This is a genomic window from Carboxylicivirga longa (assembly GCF_050589825.1).
GTDB lineage: Bacteria > Bacteroidota > Bacteroidia > Bacteroidales > Marinilabiliaceae > Carboxylicivirga > Carboxylicivirga longa.
In genome coordinates this window covers 54,006-71,409 of sequence record NZ_JBNGOZ010000016.1, presented here as the reverse complement: position 1 = coordinate 71,409, position 17,404 = coordinate 54,006, and the positions used below count along the sequence as shown (strand labels likewise).

16 protein-coding genes are annotated in these 17,404 nt (G+C 43.8%); 4 read left to right on the top strand and 12 right to left on the bottom strand.

Features of this window, described 5'->3' with window-relative positions; genetic code table 11:
* Positions 1–43: 43 nt before the first annotated feature.
* From ACRD7A_RS13985 to ACRD7A_RS13970, 4 genes are all read right to left on the bottom strand, one after another.
* Positions 44–1,297 carry an MFS transporter gene (locus ACRD7A_RS13985; RefSeq protein WP_430811778.1) on the bottom strand — a complete coding sequence of 418 codons (1,254 nt, stop codon included), beginning with the start codon at positions 1,295–1,297 and terminating at the stop codon, positions 44–46.
* Positions 1,298–1,612: 315 nt separating this feature from the next.
* On the bottom strand, positions 1,613–2,203 hold the full coding sequence (locus tag ACRD7A_RS13980) for a hypothetical protein (RefSeq protein ID WP_430811779.1): 591 nt from the start codon (positions 2,201–2,203) through the stop codon (positions 1,613–1,615).
* Between the two features lie 81 nt (positions 2,204–2,284).
* Positions 2,285–2,812 (bottom strand): FKBP-type peptidyl-prolyl cis-trans isomerase, encoded by a 528-nt coding sequence (locus ACRD7A_RS13975; protein WP_430811780.1) that lies wholly within the window; start codon positions 2,810–2,812, stop codon positions 2,285–2,287.
* Positions 2,796–3,821, bottom strand: a complete 1,026-nt coding sequence (locus ACRD7A_RS13970; RefSeq protein WP_430811781.1) for a DHH family phosphoesterase — start codon at positions 3,819–3,821, stop codon at positions 2,796–2,798. The genes ACRD7A_RS13975 and ACRD7A_RS13970 overlap by 17 nt, the downstream gene beginning before the upstream one ends.
* 146 nt (positions 3,822–3,967) lie before the next feature.
* On the opposite strand from ACRD7A_RS13970, the gene ndk reads away from it, so the two are divergent.
* Positions 3,968–4,399, top strand: a complete 432-nt coding sequence (ndk, locus tag ACRD7A_RS13965) for a nucleoside-diphosphate kinase (protein WP_430811782.1) — start codon at positions 3,968–3,970, stop codon at positions 4,397–4,399.
* A 70-nt stretch (positions 4,400–4,469) separates the two neighbouring features.
* On the opposite strand, the gene ACRD7A_RS13960 is transcribed toward ndk, so the two are convergent.
* The 4 genes from ACRD7A_RS13960 to recF form a co-directional block, all read right to left on the bottom strand.
* Complete coding sequence (locus ACRD7A_RS13960) at positions 4,470–4,760, bottom strand: DciA family protein (protein ID WP_430811783.1); 291 nt, start codon at positions 4,758–4,760, stop codon at positions 4,470–4,472.
* 215 nt (positions 4,761–4,975) lie between these two features.
* Positions 4,976–5,179 (bottom strand): HepT-like ribonuclease domain-containing protein, encoded by a 204-nt coding sequence (locus ACRD7A_RS13955; RefSeq protein ID WP_430811784.1) that lies wholly within the window; start codon positions 5,177–5,179, stop codon positions 4,976–4,978.
* A 145-nt stretch (positions 5,180–5,324) separates the two neighbouring features.
* Complete coding sequence (locus ACRD7A_RS13950) at positions 5,325–5,633, bottom strand: nucleotidyltransferase family protein (protein ID WP_430811785.1); 309 nt, start codon at positions 5,631–5,633, stop codon at positions 5,325–5,327.
* A 165-nt stretch (positions 5,634–5,798) separates the two neighbouring features.
* Positions 5,799–6,911 (bottom strand): DNA replication/repair protein RecF, encoded by a 1,113-nt coding sequence (recF, locus tag ACRD7A_RS13945; protein WP_430811786.1) that lies wholly within the window; start codon positions 6,909–6,911, stop codon positions 5,799–5,801.
* A gap of 196 nt (positions 6,912–7,107) precedes the next feature.
* Here recF and ACRD7A_RS13940 point away from each other — a divergent pair, with 196 nt between their 5' ends.
* Positions 7,108–7,794, top strand: a complete 687-nt coding sequence (locus ACRD7A_RS13940) for a tetratricopeptide repeat protein (RefSeq protein ID WP_430811787.1) — start codon at positions 7,108–7,110, stop codon at positions 7,792–7,794.
* 75 nt (positions 7,795–7,869) lie between these two features.
* Positions 7,870–8,364: a 6,7-dimethyl-8-ribityllumazine synthase gene (gene ribH, locus ACRD7A_RS13935; RefSeq protein ID WP_430811788.1), complete on the top strand. Its 495-nt coding sequence runs from the start codon at positions 7,870–7,872 to the stop codon at positions 8,362–8,364.
* An 82-nt stretch (positions 8,365–8,446) separates the two neighbouring features.
* Here the strand turns inward: ribH and ACRD7A_RS13930 are convergent, their stop codons facing one another.
* From ACRD7A_RS13930 to ACRD7A_RS13915, 4 genes are all read right to left on the bottom strand, one after another.
* Positions 8,447–9,163, bottom strand: coding sequence for a peroxiredoxin (locus ACRD7A_RS13930; protein WP_430811789.1), 717 nt, complete (start codon positions 9,161–9,163; stop codon positions 8,447–8,449).
* A gap of 79 nt (positions 9,164–9,242) precedes the next feature.
* Positions 9,243–9,668, bottom strand: coding sequence for a Fur family transcriptional regulator (locus ACRD7A_RS13925; protein WP_430811790.1), 426 nt, complete (start codon positions 9,666–9,668; stop codon positions 9,243–9,245).
* Positions 9,669–9,675: 7 nt separating this feature from the next.
* Positions 9,676–11,886 (bottom strand): catalase/peroxidase HPI, encoded by a 2,211-nt coding sequence (katG, locus tag ACRD7A_RS13920; protein WP_430811791.1) that lies wholly within the window; start codon positions 11,884–11,886, stop codon positions 9,676–9,678.
* Between the two features lie 123 nt (positions 11,887–12,009).
* Complete coding sequence (locus ACRD7A_RS13915) at positions 12,010–13,872, bottom strand: mechanosensitive ion channel family protein (protein ID WP_430811792.1); 1,863 nt, start codon at positions 13,870–13,872, stop codon at positions 12,010–12,012.
* A 177-nt stretch (positions 13,873–14,049) separates the two neighbouring features.
* On the opposite strand from ACRD7A_RS13915, the gene ACRD7A_RS13910 reads away from it, so the two are divergent.
* Positions 14,050–17,322 (top strand): UvrD-helicase domain-containing protein, encoded by a 3,273-nt coding sequence (locus ACRD7A_RS13910; protein WP_430811793.1) that lies wholly within the window; start codon positions 14,050–14,052, stop codon positions 17,320–17,322.
* The last annotated feature ends 82 nt before the right edge of the window (positions 17,323–17,404 follow it).

The following is a 17,404-nucleotide window of genomic DNA, read 5'->3' as shown; positions in this document are numbered from 1 at the left end:
TAACCAGAGAGTCATGCCAATTGTTTTATTTATCGATAAGCGATTAGCCTCTCTGATGTACCTTAGAACCCAACAATGCATAGTAAAGGATGTACAATTCACCAGCAATTACCAGTGTCCATGTCCATGCCCAGTTGCCACCCAATGCGTCGGCCATCATACCTTGCATTAAAGGTAGAATAGCACCACCAATTACACCGATCATCAAGGCACCTGATGCTTTTGATGTATATTTACCCAAATCAGCTACTGCTAATGAGAAAATACCACCCCACATAATTGAGTGTAATAATCCAATTCCTACTAAGAACCATGGGTTACCGGTGATCATTGAAATTAATACCAATACCGTAGCACCAACTGAAGTAACCACCAACTGTACCTTGGCCGAAATTTTACTTAAAGTACTACCCACCAAGCGGCCTACTAACATACCACCCCAGTACAGAGTAGCCATTTTAGCAGCTGCCTCGGCGAAAGATCCGCCTAACCACTCAGCGTATACATTAATATTGGCACCAATGGCTACCTCAACACCTACATAAAAGAAGATACCGATTACACCTAATTTTAAGTGTGAGAAAGACCAAATGCTTTTTTCTAATTTTTCGCCACCTTCGTTAGTTGTACCAGCAATGTTAGGTAATGACAAACGACTAACGATGAAAATTACCAAAGCGATGGTAACTGCTAAAAGAATAAATGGGATAATCACTTTATTGATATCCACCTCGGCCATTGATGCACCACCAAATACCAGACCCGACACGAAGTAAGGTGCAGATGTTGTACCAATAGAGTTGGATGAACCACCAATAGTAATACGCTGAATAGCACTAGTACCTTTCACCTCACAGGCTGTAAGATAAGGGTTAATTACCACCTGCATAATGGTAGCAGCGGCACCCACTACATAAGAACCAATAAGGAATACGAAGAAACCTAATGGAATGCCGAAAAGAACAACACCGTCTTTCATTGAACCCAGGTAAGCAGAACCGGCTGTGATTAACAAACCTACTACCATTACACCCAAGGCACGCAACAAGGTACTCTTATATCCGAAACGATCTACCCATTTCGAACCGGTATTACCTGTTAGCGGATAAGCTAAAAACCAGGCAAAAGTTACCATGATGGTCAATGTGTTTTTAATCGACTTAATACTTTCTGCACCTAAAAATGCCTCACGTAAAGGTGTTTGAAACTGCTGAAACACCACGGTTAAAAAACCTACAATAAAAAACAGGAATACCATTGTAACAAATGGCCCCAAATAACTCTTCTGCTGATTCATAATCTTTAATAGTTAACTTAGCAGTCAACCCTATCTGCTGATAATGCTGACCCCATTTACTTTTAGTTTGTGTATAAATTAATTCATCTTTTCGTTTCAAATACTTTCAATTGCTTATTAAATATTTTCGTTAGCAGGCAATTTCACTATTTCAAAACGGGCAGCAAGATAATATTTAAAAACGCATGTTTGACATTTTGCATCAAAAAAGCGCTTATAAAAATTAGTTTTAAATTAACATACACAATGCACCTAATAAAAAAAGCCACCTCCGGTATTCGAAGATGACTTTTCGTATGCTTTGTTTCTTATCCTTTATTGTTCCAGATAGGTCACCCGCAGCTCGTAAATATAGGTATCATAACCCTGAAAGCCGGCGATAGCCGAAGGCACTACAATTTTTGCTTCGCCACCGTAACGCATATGCTGTATAGCTTCGTTAATACCCAATGACACCCCTGTTTGCTGAGCAGAGGCCGCATCACCTATGATGTATGTAGTAAACGACACCGGTGCCGTATCAAAATCATTGGTTCCCAGATAACGCTCTACAGTTTTTAACCCGCCATCAATGGAGTCTTTCACAATATCATAGGCAGTAAAGCGATAAGCTACGCGCTTAAAAACCTTCACCGAGTCGCCCTCTCCGATCTTTGTATGGTAGAGCATCAATCCTGATTCCAGCCGATGATCCACTGTATCAATTGCAGCTGCAGACATAGAGTCGAGACGCGATAAACCATTGGCCATCTCCTCGTTGTAATACTCATCAAGCAATTTTAGCTCTGCTTCAATATATTCCTTGGGGTTGATGTAATTGCTATTACTCTCGCAGGCCGAAAGACCAACTAAAGTAACTACTGCCGCAACTATAATCAGATTAAAGTATTTATTTCTGTTCTTCATTTAATATTCGTTATGCCGGTTTGACAAGCACACAAAGAAAATCATTTTTATGCAATCTTCAAATCTTATTCATGGCCTTCTTTACGGCCTTTGCACCTTCAGCACCTCAATATCCATCATTAGAATGGCCAAGCGAGGTATTTTATCACCATCGCCGGCAATACCATGCGCCAGGTAAGGCGGCATAATAATTTGACCAATGGCTCCCTGCCCCAACTGTTGCACAAACTGTTCCAGTCCGGCTTCCACCTGCGCCTTTCCCACCGTAAAAGTCATCATTCCCTCGGTAGCCGACGAATAACATACCGTACCATCAAGCAAACGAGTGGTATAGGCGAGCGTCACCACATCCCGGGGTTTAATCGTATCACCCTTTGCCGGTGTGCTCACCCGATAGTAATAGCCGGTAGATGATTTCTTCATATCCAACTCATGATCGGCAATATACTGCTCAATAACGCGCGACTCTGCACTCACCATCTGTCGGTTCATCTCCAGCAACATATCTTTCGTTACACGGCGGGTCGATTTTTGATCGCTATTGCAGGCGCCCAACAAAATAACAGCGCTCAACAGGAGCAAACGACTATTTTTAAAAACCATTGGCATCGCAAAACTCTTTTAATACCACTTTAAAACGCTCAACGGTCTCATCCAGGCTTAATCGCGACTCGCCACCGGCAGCATTGAAATGTCCACCCCCGTTAAAATAAGTCTCGCTAAAGGTATTGGCCGGGAAACCGGCACGTGAACGAAACGATATCTTCACCAGGTCTTTCTTCTCGGTAAACAGCGCCGACAGCTTAACGCCTTCGATCCACAGCGCCTGATTAACAAAACCCTCGGTGTCGCCGGGCTTAAAATTAAACTGCTTAAGCTCAGCCTGACTGAGTGCGATAAACGCCGCCTTATTATCCTCGATACGCTGCATTTTTGTACCCAGAGCATGCCCCAGCAGGCGCATACGATCAAAGGAGTTATTATGGAAAATCATCTGATGAATACGATCTTTATCAATCCCCATTCGCAGCAAATCGGCCACAATCAGATAAGTTTCGGGTCGGCTTGAGTTATAACTTAAGGAGCCGGTATCGGTCATAATGCCGGCATAGATACACTCGGCAGCTTCTTTACTAACATCATCTCTCATGCCGGCTTCGCAAAGCAAATGAAATAAAAGCTCGCAGGTAGATGAGGCTTCAGGCACACTGATTTGCAGATCAGCGGTATTGGCTTCGGGAAAAGGATGATGATCGACCATAATACGATATGTAGTGTCTTTCTCAAACACCTGCCCCATCAGCTTAATGCGCGACAAAGCGTTAAAATCAACAAAAATAACCAGGTCGCTATCGGCAATCAGCTTCTTCGACTTTTTTACATTCTTATCGTAGATGATAACTTCATTAACGCCGTGCATCCAGTTAAGAAATTCGGGAAATTCGTTGGGAGATATAACGGCTGCCTCCTTACCCATATTGCGTAATATATTGGAGAGTCCGAGCGCCGCCCCCAAGGCATCGCCATCGGGGTTATTATGAGGAACAATTACCAGTTTCTGACTGTTATCTACTTTGTTTTTAAATACATCCACTAAGGACTTATCTTTAATATTCATCTTCTGATTTTAGTTGGAATTACAAAGATAAAGATTTTGAGGGATTATTTTTTTTGTATTTTAGTAACGCATCACAGTCTTATGTAAACCCATTAGACTTAGGATGATAACAATATTTTTACCTTACACTAAATTAATCAGCTACTATGGCAGGACAAAAAACACTAACTATGATTAAACCCGGTGCCGTCAAAAACCGACATATCGGTGCCATTTTAAACATGATTGAAGAGTCGGGTTTTCGTATCTCAGCTATTAAATCGTTGAAGCTATCCAAAGAAGATGCGGAGGAATTTTACGAGGAACATCGTGGCCGTCCGTTCTTTCCCGAGCTTGTTGACTTTATGTCATCAGGGCCCATCGTGGCGGCAATTCTCCTGAAAGACAATGCCGTTGATGACTTCAGGAGATTAATAGGCAGCACCGATCCGGCGGAGGCCGAAGATGGCACCATTCGTAAGCTATTTGCCGAGAGCAAAGCAAAGAATGCCATACACGGTTCAGACAGCGATGCCAGTGCTGACCGCGAGAGTCATTTCTTTTTTAGTGATAAAGAGTTACTGGAGAAACATCCATGAAAAAATGATGATTTACACATTTGATGAAAGGAAAAAGTGCCCGGTGCTTGTTGCATTGTGCACTTTTTTCTTATCTAAATACAATATCCTGAATGATGTTATCGCCAATGGCCTGGTTAAGATTAATAATAATCTTATCCTTCCACATCATTAACTCATTGCGCAATACCGACGAGGTCATTTCGACATACAGGATGCCGTTACGCACATAAATACGGTGCGTTGCCTTGCCCACGGCCGGCCCCAACACTTTGGTCCAGTAATGCACGGCACGGTTCTCAAGCAAACCCTTATTCAGGTTGTCCTTCTTCAGTACTTCTTTAATCACATCGCTTATTGCCTGGGTTTTACGTCGTCGCATCTGTTGTATTTTTATTCGTTTTGTTATCTGTTGAGTGAGTGGTGATTGTTAATGGCATGGCGCTGTAAGGCGATTGATCCTTACTAACCTTCCAAATATAGCGGAGCCAAAGCGTTGTATTTGTTTATAGCATTTCATTTTTAAAGCCAAATCAATGATTTGGCTGGCTGACCGAGGCTGCAAGCCTCCGGAACCGCGCTGATCGCCCAAGGACACTATGCGGTTTGTTGGCAACTGGCATTTTTTTTTAGATATGCCTCTATTTCTCTTTTTAGTTTTGGAAGGTGTTTAGAAATTATTCCCCAAATGATAACATCATCAACTTTGTCATAACCATAAATTACCCAATTTCTTGTATCCACAATTTTTCTTGCATTTTCAACCTCTAAATCAGTGTCTTCATTTAAAGCTCGATTCATTGCTTCTCCTATTATCTCAATCTCGCGTTCAATGACTCGCCTTAGGAGTTTATTATTCTAATATTCCAAAAAAATCTCTTTTATCTCCCAAATATTCATTAATCAACTCAATAGAAATTTTGATATCGTATAAGTGCTTTTAATTTCACGCTTTATAAATCAGTTCCTTTGATTCATTAATACTTTGAATGAAAAACGGATTATTAAGAGTATGTTCCGTTACGATATCTATATCACGATGAAATAATTCTCTAAGTCTGTAATGTAATTCAAAATAGTTATCTGCGTATTCTTCTGGAGTCAAGTTATCTACGAATGATAATAAAAAATCAATATCACTTGTGTCTGAAAAATCGTTTCCTACCACAGAACCAAAAACATACAACCTTTTTACTTTGAATTCTTGACAGAGTTCAATTAGGTTGTTTTTACATTCTTCTAGAATCTGTTGCATCGATTTATATTTTAGTCAAATGTAATAAATTCTTTTCTTATGAAGGAAATTCTGCGCTTGCGTAATTGCTTGTTGCCAACCGATGCAATATACCAACCGTGCTATACAGTCCAAAAGGTTATCAAGACATTTCATTTATCTCCTGACAGAAAATACACAAATTTATCAAACAACCTCTTCTTCAGTAATCTGTCCGTCGGCTACATCAAACATTTTATACTCCTTGCCCGTCTGCTTCACAATGTCGAGCAGATAGGGTTTATTAGTATCGGTAATAAAAATCTGGTTGAAAACATCCTCGGCCACCAATTGCAGCAATCTCTTGCTACGCTCATCATCCAGCTTGTCAAAAATATCATCGAGCAACAAAATGGGTTTAATACCGTTGTGCTGCTTAATAAACTCATATTGTGCCAGCTTCAGGGCAATTAAAAAGGTTTTTTTCTGTCCCTGCGAGGCAATCTTTTTGATGGGATGCCCCTTGAGCAAGAGCTCAAGATCGTCCTTATGGGTGCCACGGGTAGTATATCCCACTAAGGTATCTTTAGTACGGGCCTCGCGCAGCTGCTCCTTCAAGTCACCTTCGTGCAGGTGCGAAATATAATTTAGCGCAATCGCCTCTTTACCATCAGAAATATAAGCATAGTATTTTTGAAATACCGGCACCAGCTCTTTTATAAAAGCCACTCGCTTGGCATAAATGCGGTTGGCCAGCTGCTCCAACTGCTCATCCCATAATTCAAGCATGGAAAAATCACGAGATCGGCTTTCCTTAAGCTGCTTAAGTGTAGCATTGCGCTGCAACAAAGAGCGGTTATAACGCAATAAATCTTCCAAAAAGGGCTTGTCATACTGTGCTATCACGCCATCCATATACTTACGCCGCTGCTCGCTACCCTCGTTTATAAGTTGCTCATCGGCCGGCGAAATCATTACCAGTGGAAGTAAACCAATATGTTCCGCCAGTTTAGCATACTCTTTTTTATTACGCTTAAAATGCTTTTTTTGTGCTTTTTTCAAACCACAATAGATATGCTCATCCTCCTGTTGCCGTTCATACTGTCCCTGCACTACAAAAAACTCCTGATCGTGGGTGATATTTAAACTATCGCTGGCGTTAAAGTAGCTTTTACAAAACGACAGATAATAAAGGGCATCCAGCACATTGGTTTTACCGGCGCCATTATGTCCCACAAGGCAGTTAATACCTGGCGAAAAGGCAATTTCGGCCTGCATTATGTTTTTAAAATTAATAAGATTAAGGTGCCGGATGTGCATGTGTATCGATTTTGTGCAAAAGTAACGAAGATGGGACGATTGTACCAAACGGTGTCACATTATTTTCCACTCAAAAATAGCCATCCTGAGCACAAAAAAGCCACAAAGCATCAGAATGTATCAAAAAGTAATAATCCATCTTTTGTTTTTAGGGCAAAAGGATTACTTTTGGCATTCGAATAAAAATTTACTTAAAATGTCAAAAGAGAAACATACGCATCAAGACGATAGCTTCGAAAATGTGGAGACCGCATTGAGTAAGACGGAGCACTTTATTGAAGAAAATCAGAACAAATTAAGCATATTTGCGCTGGCCATCATCATCATCGTAGCCGGATACTGGGGTGTTAAGAAATTCTATTTCATGCCCTTAGAGCAAGAAGCCCAGAAAACCATCTTCTTTGCCCAGCAATACTTCGAGAAAGACTCGTTTAACCTGGCACTCAATGGCGATGGTCAGAATGCCGGTTTCCTAGAAGTTGTTGAGGACTATGGCTCAACCACAGCCGGTAACCTGGCAGCCTACTATGCCGGTGTTTCTTACCTTCATTTGGGTGATTACGAAGCAGCCGTTCGTTACCTGAAAGATTTTTCGAGCAGCGAGGAAATGGTAGCAGCTACCGCAGCAGGTGCTTTGGGCGATGCCTATGCCGAGCTGGGACAAAATGACAAAGCCATTGCTCAGTATAAAGAGGCAGCATCGTTCGACAACGGACTGACCGCTCCTACCTACCTGATGAAATTGGGTGTTATGTATGAAGCAAAAGGTGATTACAAGGCTGCTGTTGATGCCTACAACACCATTAAAGAGCAGTACAGCACATCGGCCGAAGCTCGTCAGGTTGATAAATATTTGACACGCGCCGAACTACAAGAGAAGTAATTTGAACTAAAATATTTGAAAGAGGTTGTCTATGTAGGCAACCTCTTTTATTTTTGTAGAAAAAGAAGAAATACAATGGCAACAAGTCTTAAAAATCTTTCGGATTACAATATAGCTGATGTACCATCGGCCACTGATATGAAATTCGGTATTGTAGTTTCGGAATGGAACACTGAAATTACCGAAGCCCTTTACGAAGGCGCTTACAATACACTGCTGAAGCATGGCGCTCTGGAGGAAAACATTGTAAAAAAGTATGTACCGGGCAGCTTTGAGTTAACCGCCGGTGCCAAATACCTGGCTGAAATGACCGATGTGGATGCGGTTATCTGCCTAGGCTGTGTCATTAAAGGCGACACTCCACATTTCGATTTCGTATGCCATGGCGTAACACAAGGTATGACGCTACTGAATGTGCAGTACCCCATTCCGTTTATCTTTGGCCTGCTTACAACCCTGGATCAACAACAGGCACTTGACCGAGCCGGTGGCAAACATGGCAACAAAGGTGATGAAGGAGCTGTTACAGCGATAAAGATGGTACACCTTAACCAGTCTTTAAAAAGTTAACATCTCACAAAAATAAGACTTATCGGATGACTATATGGCAAACTATACATTCAGTCATCCGATAAGTGTGGATAAACAATCTTTACTTCAACACTTTCTTCAGCACCTCATCCTTATCCAATTTGCGCGTACAGAAAAACCAGTCCTTACAATCGTCCACATCCTCATCCTTTCCCTCCATACGATCTTTAGCGGTACCGCACGATCCTGCCGGTGAAATTATTACATCATCACCGGGCTGCCAATCGGCCGGGGTGGCCACATTAAAGGCATCAGAAGTTTTCAGTGCAATTAAAGCACGGTATATTTCCTCGAAGTTACGTCCAAGGCTTAAAGGATAGTAAATAATTGTGCGAATAACACCCTGTGGATCAATAAAGAATACAGCCCTAACTGCCTTTGTCGTATCCTCATTGGGTTGTATCATACCATATTTTTTAGCCACATTCATGCTTATATCCTCAATCAGCGGAAAGGTTACTTCCACATCTTTCATACCACGGTACTCTATTTTTTCCTTAATGGTGCGCAGCCAGGCAATATGGCTATACAAGCCATCCACGGAGAGTCCCACCAGCTTACAGTTGGCTTCGGCAAACTTATCCTCCATGGTGGCAAAGGTCATAAACTCAGAAGTACACACCGGTGTGAAATCAGCCGGGTGGCTGAACAAAATCACCCAATGCCCCAGGTAGTCGGTCGGGAAATTGATTTCGCCCTGGGTGGTAACAGCCTTAAATGCAGGTGCCTTATCGCCAATGCGTGGCATGCTCACTACTTGTTCATGATTTTCTTCCATAATAATTTAACGTTAAAAAGATTAGTTAATAATATTAGCTGTTTGTGCGTAGGCGCACATTTCATTTTCCTGTAGTCTGCTAGCACTTATCAAAGGTGCCGGTAATTTGCAATACAAACTCGCGCATACGAAATCCTTTCACCTGTTTGCTTTTGAAATAATCCTCGAGCAACTGATCCAATGTTTCGTCCACATAGTCTTCTATCAGATCGCACTCGCCGCAATACAGGTGGTGATGCCGCTCCATAATACCATCATAGCGCATCACATCACGCTCGGTATGCACCCGTTTCACCAACTTATTATCCACCAATATATCCAGGATTTTATAAACTGTTCCGGAGGCAATATGAGGGTGATTACGGCGGATATTCTCAATAATATTATCCGCCGTAGGATGCCCTCCCAGCTGATAGATGGCTGCTAATATGGCAATGCGCTGCGGTGTTACCTTTAGACCTTTATCGGCTAGTTTTTTACTAATTGCTTCAACAGATTCGTTCATTGGCACATTATTGCAGCTCAAATCGATCAAGATTCATCACCTTATCCCATGCGCTGATAAAATCATGCACAAATTTCTCAGCAGCATCATCACAGGCGTACACTTCTGCAAGGGCACGCAACTCGGCATTGGAGCCAAAGACCAAATCCGCTCTTGTCGCTGTCCACTTCACCTTTCCACTCTCACGATCACGTCCATCAAAGCAGTATGCTGTTTTATCGGCAGGCATCCAGGCCGTATCCATACTCAGCAGATTAACAAAGAAATCATTACTTAGCACGCCGGGACGCTCTGTAAAGACACCCTGTTGGTTACCATCGAAATTGGCGTTTAAAACACGCATGCCCCCTAATAAAACCGTCATCTCGGGTGCGGTCAACGTCAGCAACTGCGCCTTGTCCACCAGAAAATCCTCAGTAGAAATTGCGTATTGCTTCTTTTGGTAGTTACGAAAGCCATCGGCCACAGGCTCCATCACCTCAAAGGATGCTGCATCAGTCTGTTCCTGCGTGGCATCAGTTCGGCCGGGTGTAAAAGGCACGCTCACCTCATAGCCGGCAGCTTTAGCTGCCTGTTCAACGGCAGCACATCCGGACAGCACAATCAAATCAGCCATGGACACCTGCTTACCTCCCACTGCTTTTTCATTAAAATTCTGCTGCACTTTCTCCAGAACATTCAGGACCTTATGTAACTGCTGGGGATTATTCACCTCCCAATCTTTCTGGGGAGCCAGACGAATACGAGCACCGTTGGCACCTCCCCGCTTGTCAGAACCCCTAAAGGTAGAAGCTGATGCCCAGGCGGTTGTTAATAATTCAGAAACGCTCAATTGAGTGCTCATAATCTCTTTCTTCAGATCGGCTATATCCTGCTCATCAATAAGCGAATGCGATAATGGAGGCAATGGATCTTGCCAAATCAACTCTTCTGTGGGCACCTCGGGTCCCAGGTAACGGCTCTTCGGTCCCATATCGCGATGCGTCAGCTTAAACCATGCACGGCCAAAGGCATCGGCAAAATCAAGGGGATTTTCGTAAAAGTGGCGGGCTATTTTTTCATATTCAGGATCGAAACGTAATGACAAATCAGTCGTCAACATGCGTGGATGATGCTTCTTCCCCTTCTCATGGGCGTCGGGCATCAATTCATCGCTATCTTTAGCCTGCCACATGTAGGCACCTGCCGGACTTTTAACCAGTTCCCACTCATAGCTAAACAGGTTATCGAAGAAATAATAGCTCCACTTAACAGGTGTCTGTGTCCAAATCAGCTCAATACCACTGGTTATGGTATCCTTACCCTTGCCACTGCCATAAGTATTCTTCCAACCCAGCCCCTGCTCCTCCAGCGGTGCTGCCTCGGGCTCAGGACCCACGTGTGCTGCATCAGCAGCCCCATGGCACTTACCAAAGGTATGACCACCAGCGATCAAGGCTACGGTTTCCTCATCATTCATGGCCATACGTGCAAATGTTTCCCGTATATCTTTGGCTGCTGCCAGTGGATCGGGCTTTCCATCAGGACCTTCAGGATTCACATATATGAGCCCCATCTGCACGGCTGCCAAAGGATTATCTAGCTCCTTCTTATCATTACCATAACGCTCCTTACTATCGAGCCACGTGGTTTCCACACCCCAATTCACATCTTCTTCAGGCTCCCACACATCCTCTCGCCCACCGGCAAAACCAAAAGTTTTAAACCCCATAGACTCAAGCGCCACATTACCGGCCAGAATCATCAAATCAGCCCACGAAATACTTTTTCCGTATTTTTTTTTGATAGGCCACAACAAGCGACGTGCTTTGTCCAGATTGGCATTATCAGGCCAGCTATTTAGCGGAGCGAAACGCTGCTGACCAGCACCACCTCCCCCTCTTCCGTCACCAACACGGTAAGTACCGGCACTGTGCCACGCCATGCGGATAAACAAAGGACCATAATGTCCGAAATCGGCCGGCCACCAGGGTTTTGAATCTGTCATAAGGGCTCGCAAATCCTCTTTCAATGCTTGATAATCCAAAGCTTCAAAAGCCGCTGCATAATCAAATCCTTCATCCATAGGATTAGATGCCACACCGTGCTGGCGAAGAATATTTAATTTGAGTTGTCCGGGCCACCAATCTCTGTTTCGTGTTCCACTTCCTCCGTGGCTGTGCTTACCCATAGCGCCTGTAACGGGACATCTGCCCGGCTGATTTGATTGTTTTTCCATGACATTGTAAATTTAATCTGCATTAGTATTAAAATGAATATTCCTCAAATGAGAATTAGTCTCATTTAAAGTTGCATCAATTTACTAATCATTTAAAACAATGTCAATCTAGGTGCGTGATATTCAGGTGTTTTTATCAATACTAAGCCCAAAGCCCGGTGCCTTATAATCGGGTGGCAGATAGTCAGGTGGCAGGGTAATATGATTACCATCGCGGGCAGCACGGTAATGAGGCGATAATATTTCTATGCCCTGTTCGTTAAATACATCCTGTATATTCTGATGCAGAGCCGAATAAAGAAGTGCCTGTTTACTGGCCTGACGTGTGTAGGCATTAATTTGATAAGCCACATAAAAATCATCGAGGCTGGTTTGCAACACAAAGGGAGGCGGGGTGCTCAAAAAGCCCGTTGTACGACCTGCGGCTTCCACCAAAGCAGCCTGCACTTTTTTCCAGGACACATCATAACCAATGGTTACCGTGGTATGCAGGATAAGTCCCCGATCCTGCGCCTCCACAGTATAATTGGTGGTTGTACCGGTAAGAACCGATGAATTGGGTATAGTGATCACCTCATTCTTGATGGTTCTCACGCGTGTTACTAACAAGGTTTTTTCAATTACATCACCGGAAATATCTGCTATCTTAATACGATCGCCTATTTTAAACGGACGCATATAGGTGATAACCAGGCCGGCCACCATATTGGCAATGGCTGATGATGAACCCAGTGAAAAGAGAATACCGATAAACACCGAAACACCTTTGAATATATTGGAGTCGGAACCCGGCAGAAACTGAAATATGATCACAAAGGTAAAAGCATACAGTAATATCTTAATGATGCTGTAGGTAGGCATGGCCCAGTCGGCATGGAAACCGGATATTTTCAATTTTTCGGTTTGTATCTCACGGAATATATAACGTACAAAACGAATCACGTTGCGCATGATAAAACCGATAACCAAAATACTAAAGAGATTGGGCAGGTAGTTCCATACGGCTACCAGCACACTTTTAAAAGGCGACCATATCAGCTGAAACAAAGCATTGGCCCAATCACGCGAAAAAGGAAAGATGCTGAATATTACGGGCAAGGTAATATACAGTAAGAGAATGTAAACGAGCCATCGTGTAATACGCGCCACAAAAAGAATACCGGTCATCTCCTGCTCGGCCGTCAGAAATGTATAATCTTTGTAAGAAAGATCGTGAAGCCAGTCCTCCTTTTTATTCTCAAGATAAGACATTAGCTTGTGGTATCCTTTTCCAATGAGCCAGATAATCACCCAGGCAATCACCAGCACCAGCGCCACCCATCCGATACGAGCCAGCAGCTTCAGGAGACTGTTGTCTTCACGGGCTTTTATTATCGCGTTCTTGATAATATCGCGCTTGGCCGTAGCCAACTCGAGTATACCTTGATCATGCCACAGGGCATCGGTCTCAGAGAGACTCATGATTATTATATCCTTATAGACGATATCGTAGCTGTGATCTGTCTTCAGCAGCTTTATGGAGTCGGCAATCAAATAATCATCCTCATACAATTGCATAATTTTCTGTCGAATGGTGGACGCACGCTCTCCGGGGGTAAGGGCTCCCATCTTCGAATACACCATGAGCAGTGTATCGTTAGCAGGGCCCAGAACAGGATACCCTCTGGCGGTGGTTCGTAAGGTGTTAATATGCTCCTTCTTATCGGCTAACCGCTTTTTTTCTTTTTCAGAAATAGCCTGCAGCTGACGAAGCAAATCCTCCTTCTGAATATTATCGGTGGTTTTCAACTTCAGAAGCTGTGCCTCCAGTATGGCTTTGTTGAGCGAGTCGGCGCGTCGTTGCCCATCAAGGTCACGCAGTTGCTGCTGATAGTTCAACAGTAAGAGGCTATCATCATTATTACGTAAGCTGTCGTTTTGTGCATGCATTGCCACACTTAGTAAAAGCAAAAGCGCCAGTAGGCCATGTTTTTGGTGTAACACCATAATAAAAGGATTAGATCAATAAAAAACCTTGATCAATTTAATACTATTTAGCACATTTTACTGCCTTCACCCATAGAAAATAGGATGACCAAAGTGATGAAAAGCAATAGAATCCCACAACGGCAGGCTTCACAATCCCAACAAAAAACGTATTTTTGATAGCAAATACCAACGCGCATGTCAGAATTAAAAATATACCGGGCATCAGCCGGCTCGGGTAAAACCTATACCCTTTCGGGTGAGTTTATCAAGCTCTTATTCAGCGACCCCTTAAGCTACAGAAGCATCCTGGCCGTTACCTTTACCAACAAGGCTACGGGAGAGATGAAAAACCGCATACTGGAGAATCTCTATGCACTGGCCACGGCTCCCAAGCCTGACTATCTGGAGGATTTAATGAAGCTGCACCAAAAACCGGAAGCCTACATCCGTAAAGTGGCCAAAAGCCTGCTGATCAATATACTTAATGACTTCTCCAAATTTTCGATCAACACCATCGACAGCTTCTTTCAAAAGGTAATACGCTCCTTTGCCTACGAAGCCAACCTACCTGCAAACTTTAAGGTAGAGCTGGATGCCGATCGTATACTGGCGCAGGCTGTCGATAACCTGTTGCGCGAGCTGGAAATGAAGGGCAATGAGGAGCTCAAAGAGTGGCTTATTAAGCACACCCTATCTAAAATTGAGGAAGGCAAAGACTGGAATATTGCCCAGGAGCTGAACACCCTGGGACGCGAGGTATTTAAAGAAGAGTTCCAGAGTTTGTCGCCCGAAGCGCTGCAAAAGCTGCGTGATAAAAAACTACTGAACAGTTATCGGCAGACACTGCGAGCTATAAGCAATGCCTTTGAAGAAAGCGTAGAGAAGGCTGCTCAAAAAGGTATTGACGCACTCAAGTCACACGCCATCAGCTGGGACATTCTGCAGGGTAAATCACGATCGCCCCTGAAAAAATTTGAAAAACTGGTGAATGCCACCAAGGCCGCCGACTACCTGGAAATTGCCAAGCTGGCTCCCTTGGCCAATCACCCGGAAGATTGCTTTCACAAAAAAAATACTGAGTCGGACAACAGCCTCATTATCGATTGCTTTAATAATGGACTGAACGAAGCGTTGCTGGAGCTGAAGCGCTTATTCACCCACGAAAAAACCAACTATTTCAGTGCCAAAGCCATTCTGTCCAACCTGAATGCCCTGGGCATCATTACCGACATTGCCCTTAAGGTAAATGAGCTGGCACGCAACGAAAACCTGTTTCTGTTGGCCGACGCCAATCGCCTGCTTCATCAGATTATTGATGAGAACGACACCCCGTTTATCTATGAGAAAACAGGCACACGCTATCAGCATTATATGATTGATGAGTTTCAGGACACTTCTCGTCTGCAATGGAATAACTTTAAGCCCTTGCTGCAAAACAGCGTGAGCAACGGCAATATGGCCATGCTGGTGGGCGATGTGAAACAATCGATTTACCGTTGGCGCAACTCGGACTGGAAACTGCTAAGCGATCAGGTTAATAAGGATTTTATTCACCATGGCATTGAGGCCAAGACGCTGGATACCAACTGGCGGAGCTCTGAAAACGTAATCACCTTCAACAACATTGTGTTTTCCGGCGCCGCTCGCATGTTACAGCACGAGTTTATTAATTCATCGAAAGAAGCAGTGGATGAACAGGATCTTCCGGCCGAACTACTTACGAAAATAAGCACGGCCTACGATGATACTATTCAACAGGTGTCAGCCAAAGCCTTGGGCTCGGGTGGCTTTATACATGTTGACTTTGTGGAAGGGAAAAATACCGAGTTCAGAACCAACGCCACCAAGGCAGCTGTAATACAGGTGGAGCGCCTGCTTGATGAAGGTTATAACTACGAAGATATCTGCATTCTGGTGCGACGCAAAACCGAGGGGCAGGAAATAACAGAGGCACTGCTTTCGGGGCTTCATTCGCCTACCGGACGCAAGCACCCTGTTATCTCCAACGAAACACTGCTGCTAAGCAGCTCTCCGGCTGTTAACCTGGTGATGCAGCAACTTAAATACATACAGGCACCCGACAACGAAGTGTTTGAAGCATTTATTAAGCTTTACAGCAACTTCTACCAGCGTGATTCCTTCGACAGTGCTACTTACTGCGATACTGCCATTTTACATGAGGCCGATGATACTGCTTTTACCCAACTGTCGGAACAACTGCTTGCGCTTAAAGGACAGCCCCTGTTTGAGATGACTGAGACGCTTATACGCCGCCTGCCCAATGACCTGTATCAACATCAGTTTGTTTTCCTGCAAGGCCTGCTCGACAGCGTTCGTGATTATATTACTAAAGTGTCGGTAAATGCCCACGACTTTATCGAATGGTGGGATGAGAAAGGGAGTGGAACAGCCATTTCGGTGCCCGAGGGACAGAATGCCATCAATGTGATGACCATCCATAAATCAAAGGGGCTGGAATTTAAAGCCGTGGTAATACCCTACTGCAACTGGAACATTGACGACAAAGGGCGCGGCAGCCTTATCTGGAGCCAGGCTCAGCAGCCGCCTTTTGACGCCCTGGAATTAAGTCCTATCAACTACAGCGATAACCTGCTGCACTCCATATTTATTGATGATTACCTGAATGAGCGCCTGCATCAGTTTGTGGATAACCTGAACCTATTGTATGTGGCACTGACACGGGCCGAAGAAAGCCTGGTGATTATGGCTGAACAACCGGCAAAAACCGGTGGACTGAAAAACGTTTCGCACCTTCTGTTTCGAATTATCAATCAGTTTAACATGTTATCAGGGCTGGATGAAGACCTGATTAAAAACCTGGTGGAAGCCTGGGATATGGAGAAGCAGTGCTTTGAATATGGCAATATCCCCCCCCAACCAAGTAAAATAAACGAGGACATACCGCTCCGCGAGTCTTTTAAGACGAGCCCCTACGGTTCGCGCATTAAGATACACCCTGAGAGTGCGGCAATGACAAGCCCCGATAGCCTGAAACACATCACCCACGGTAAGGTAATGCACCGTCTGTTTGAATTAATTGTAACGATTGATGATGTGGATACGGCTATCACCAAACTAGTGCTCAACGGACAGCTGAAAACCACCGAAAGAGAAGCCCTCAAAGATTTTGTGATGACAAAGATTGACCAGGACAGAGTGCGTGAGTGGTTTAGCAAAGATGTAACAGTTATCAATGAGGGAACCATTATGGTAGCTTCGGGCACCTATCGCCCCGACCGTGTGATAATTAATGGCGACAAGGTAACGGTAGTTGATTATAAATTTGGCGAACACAAGCAGGAGAAATACGCGCTGCAAGTTCGGCGCTACATGGACTTACTAAAGAAAATGGGCTATACGGATATCAGCGGTTACCTGTGGTACCTGCGCGAGGAGGACGAAATTGTTAACGTTGGTGATCAAGCAATTCAAGGCAGTCTGTTCTGATTAAGCCATACAACAAAAAAAGAAGGTGTATGAAAATTTAATTTCCAACACCCTCTTTTTAATTTATTTCAGGACAGCAAAA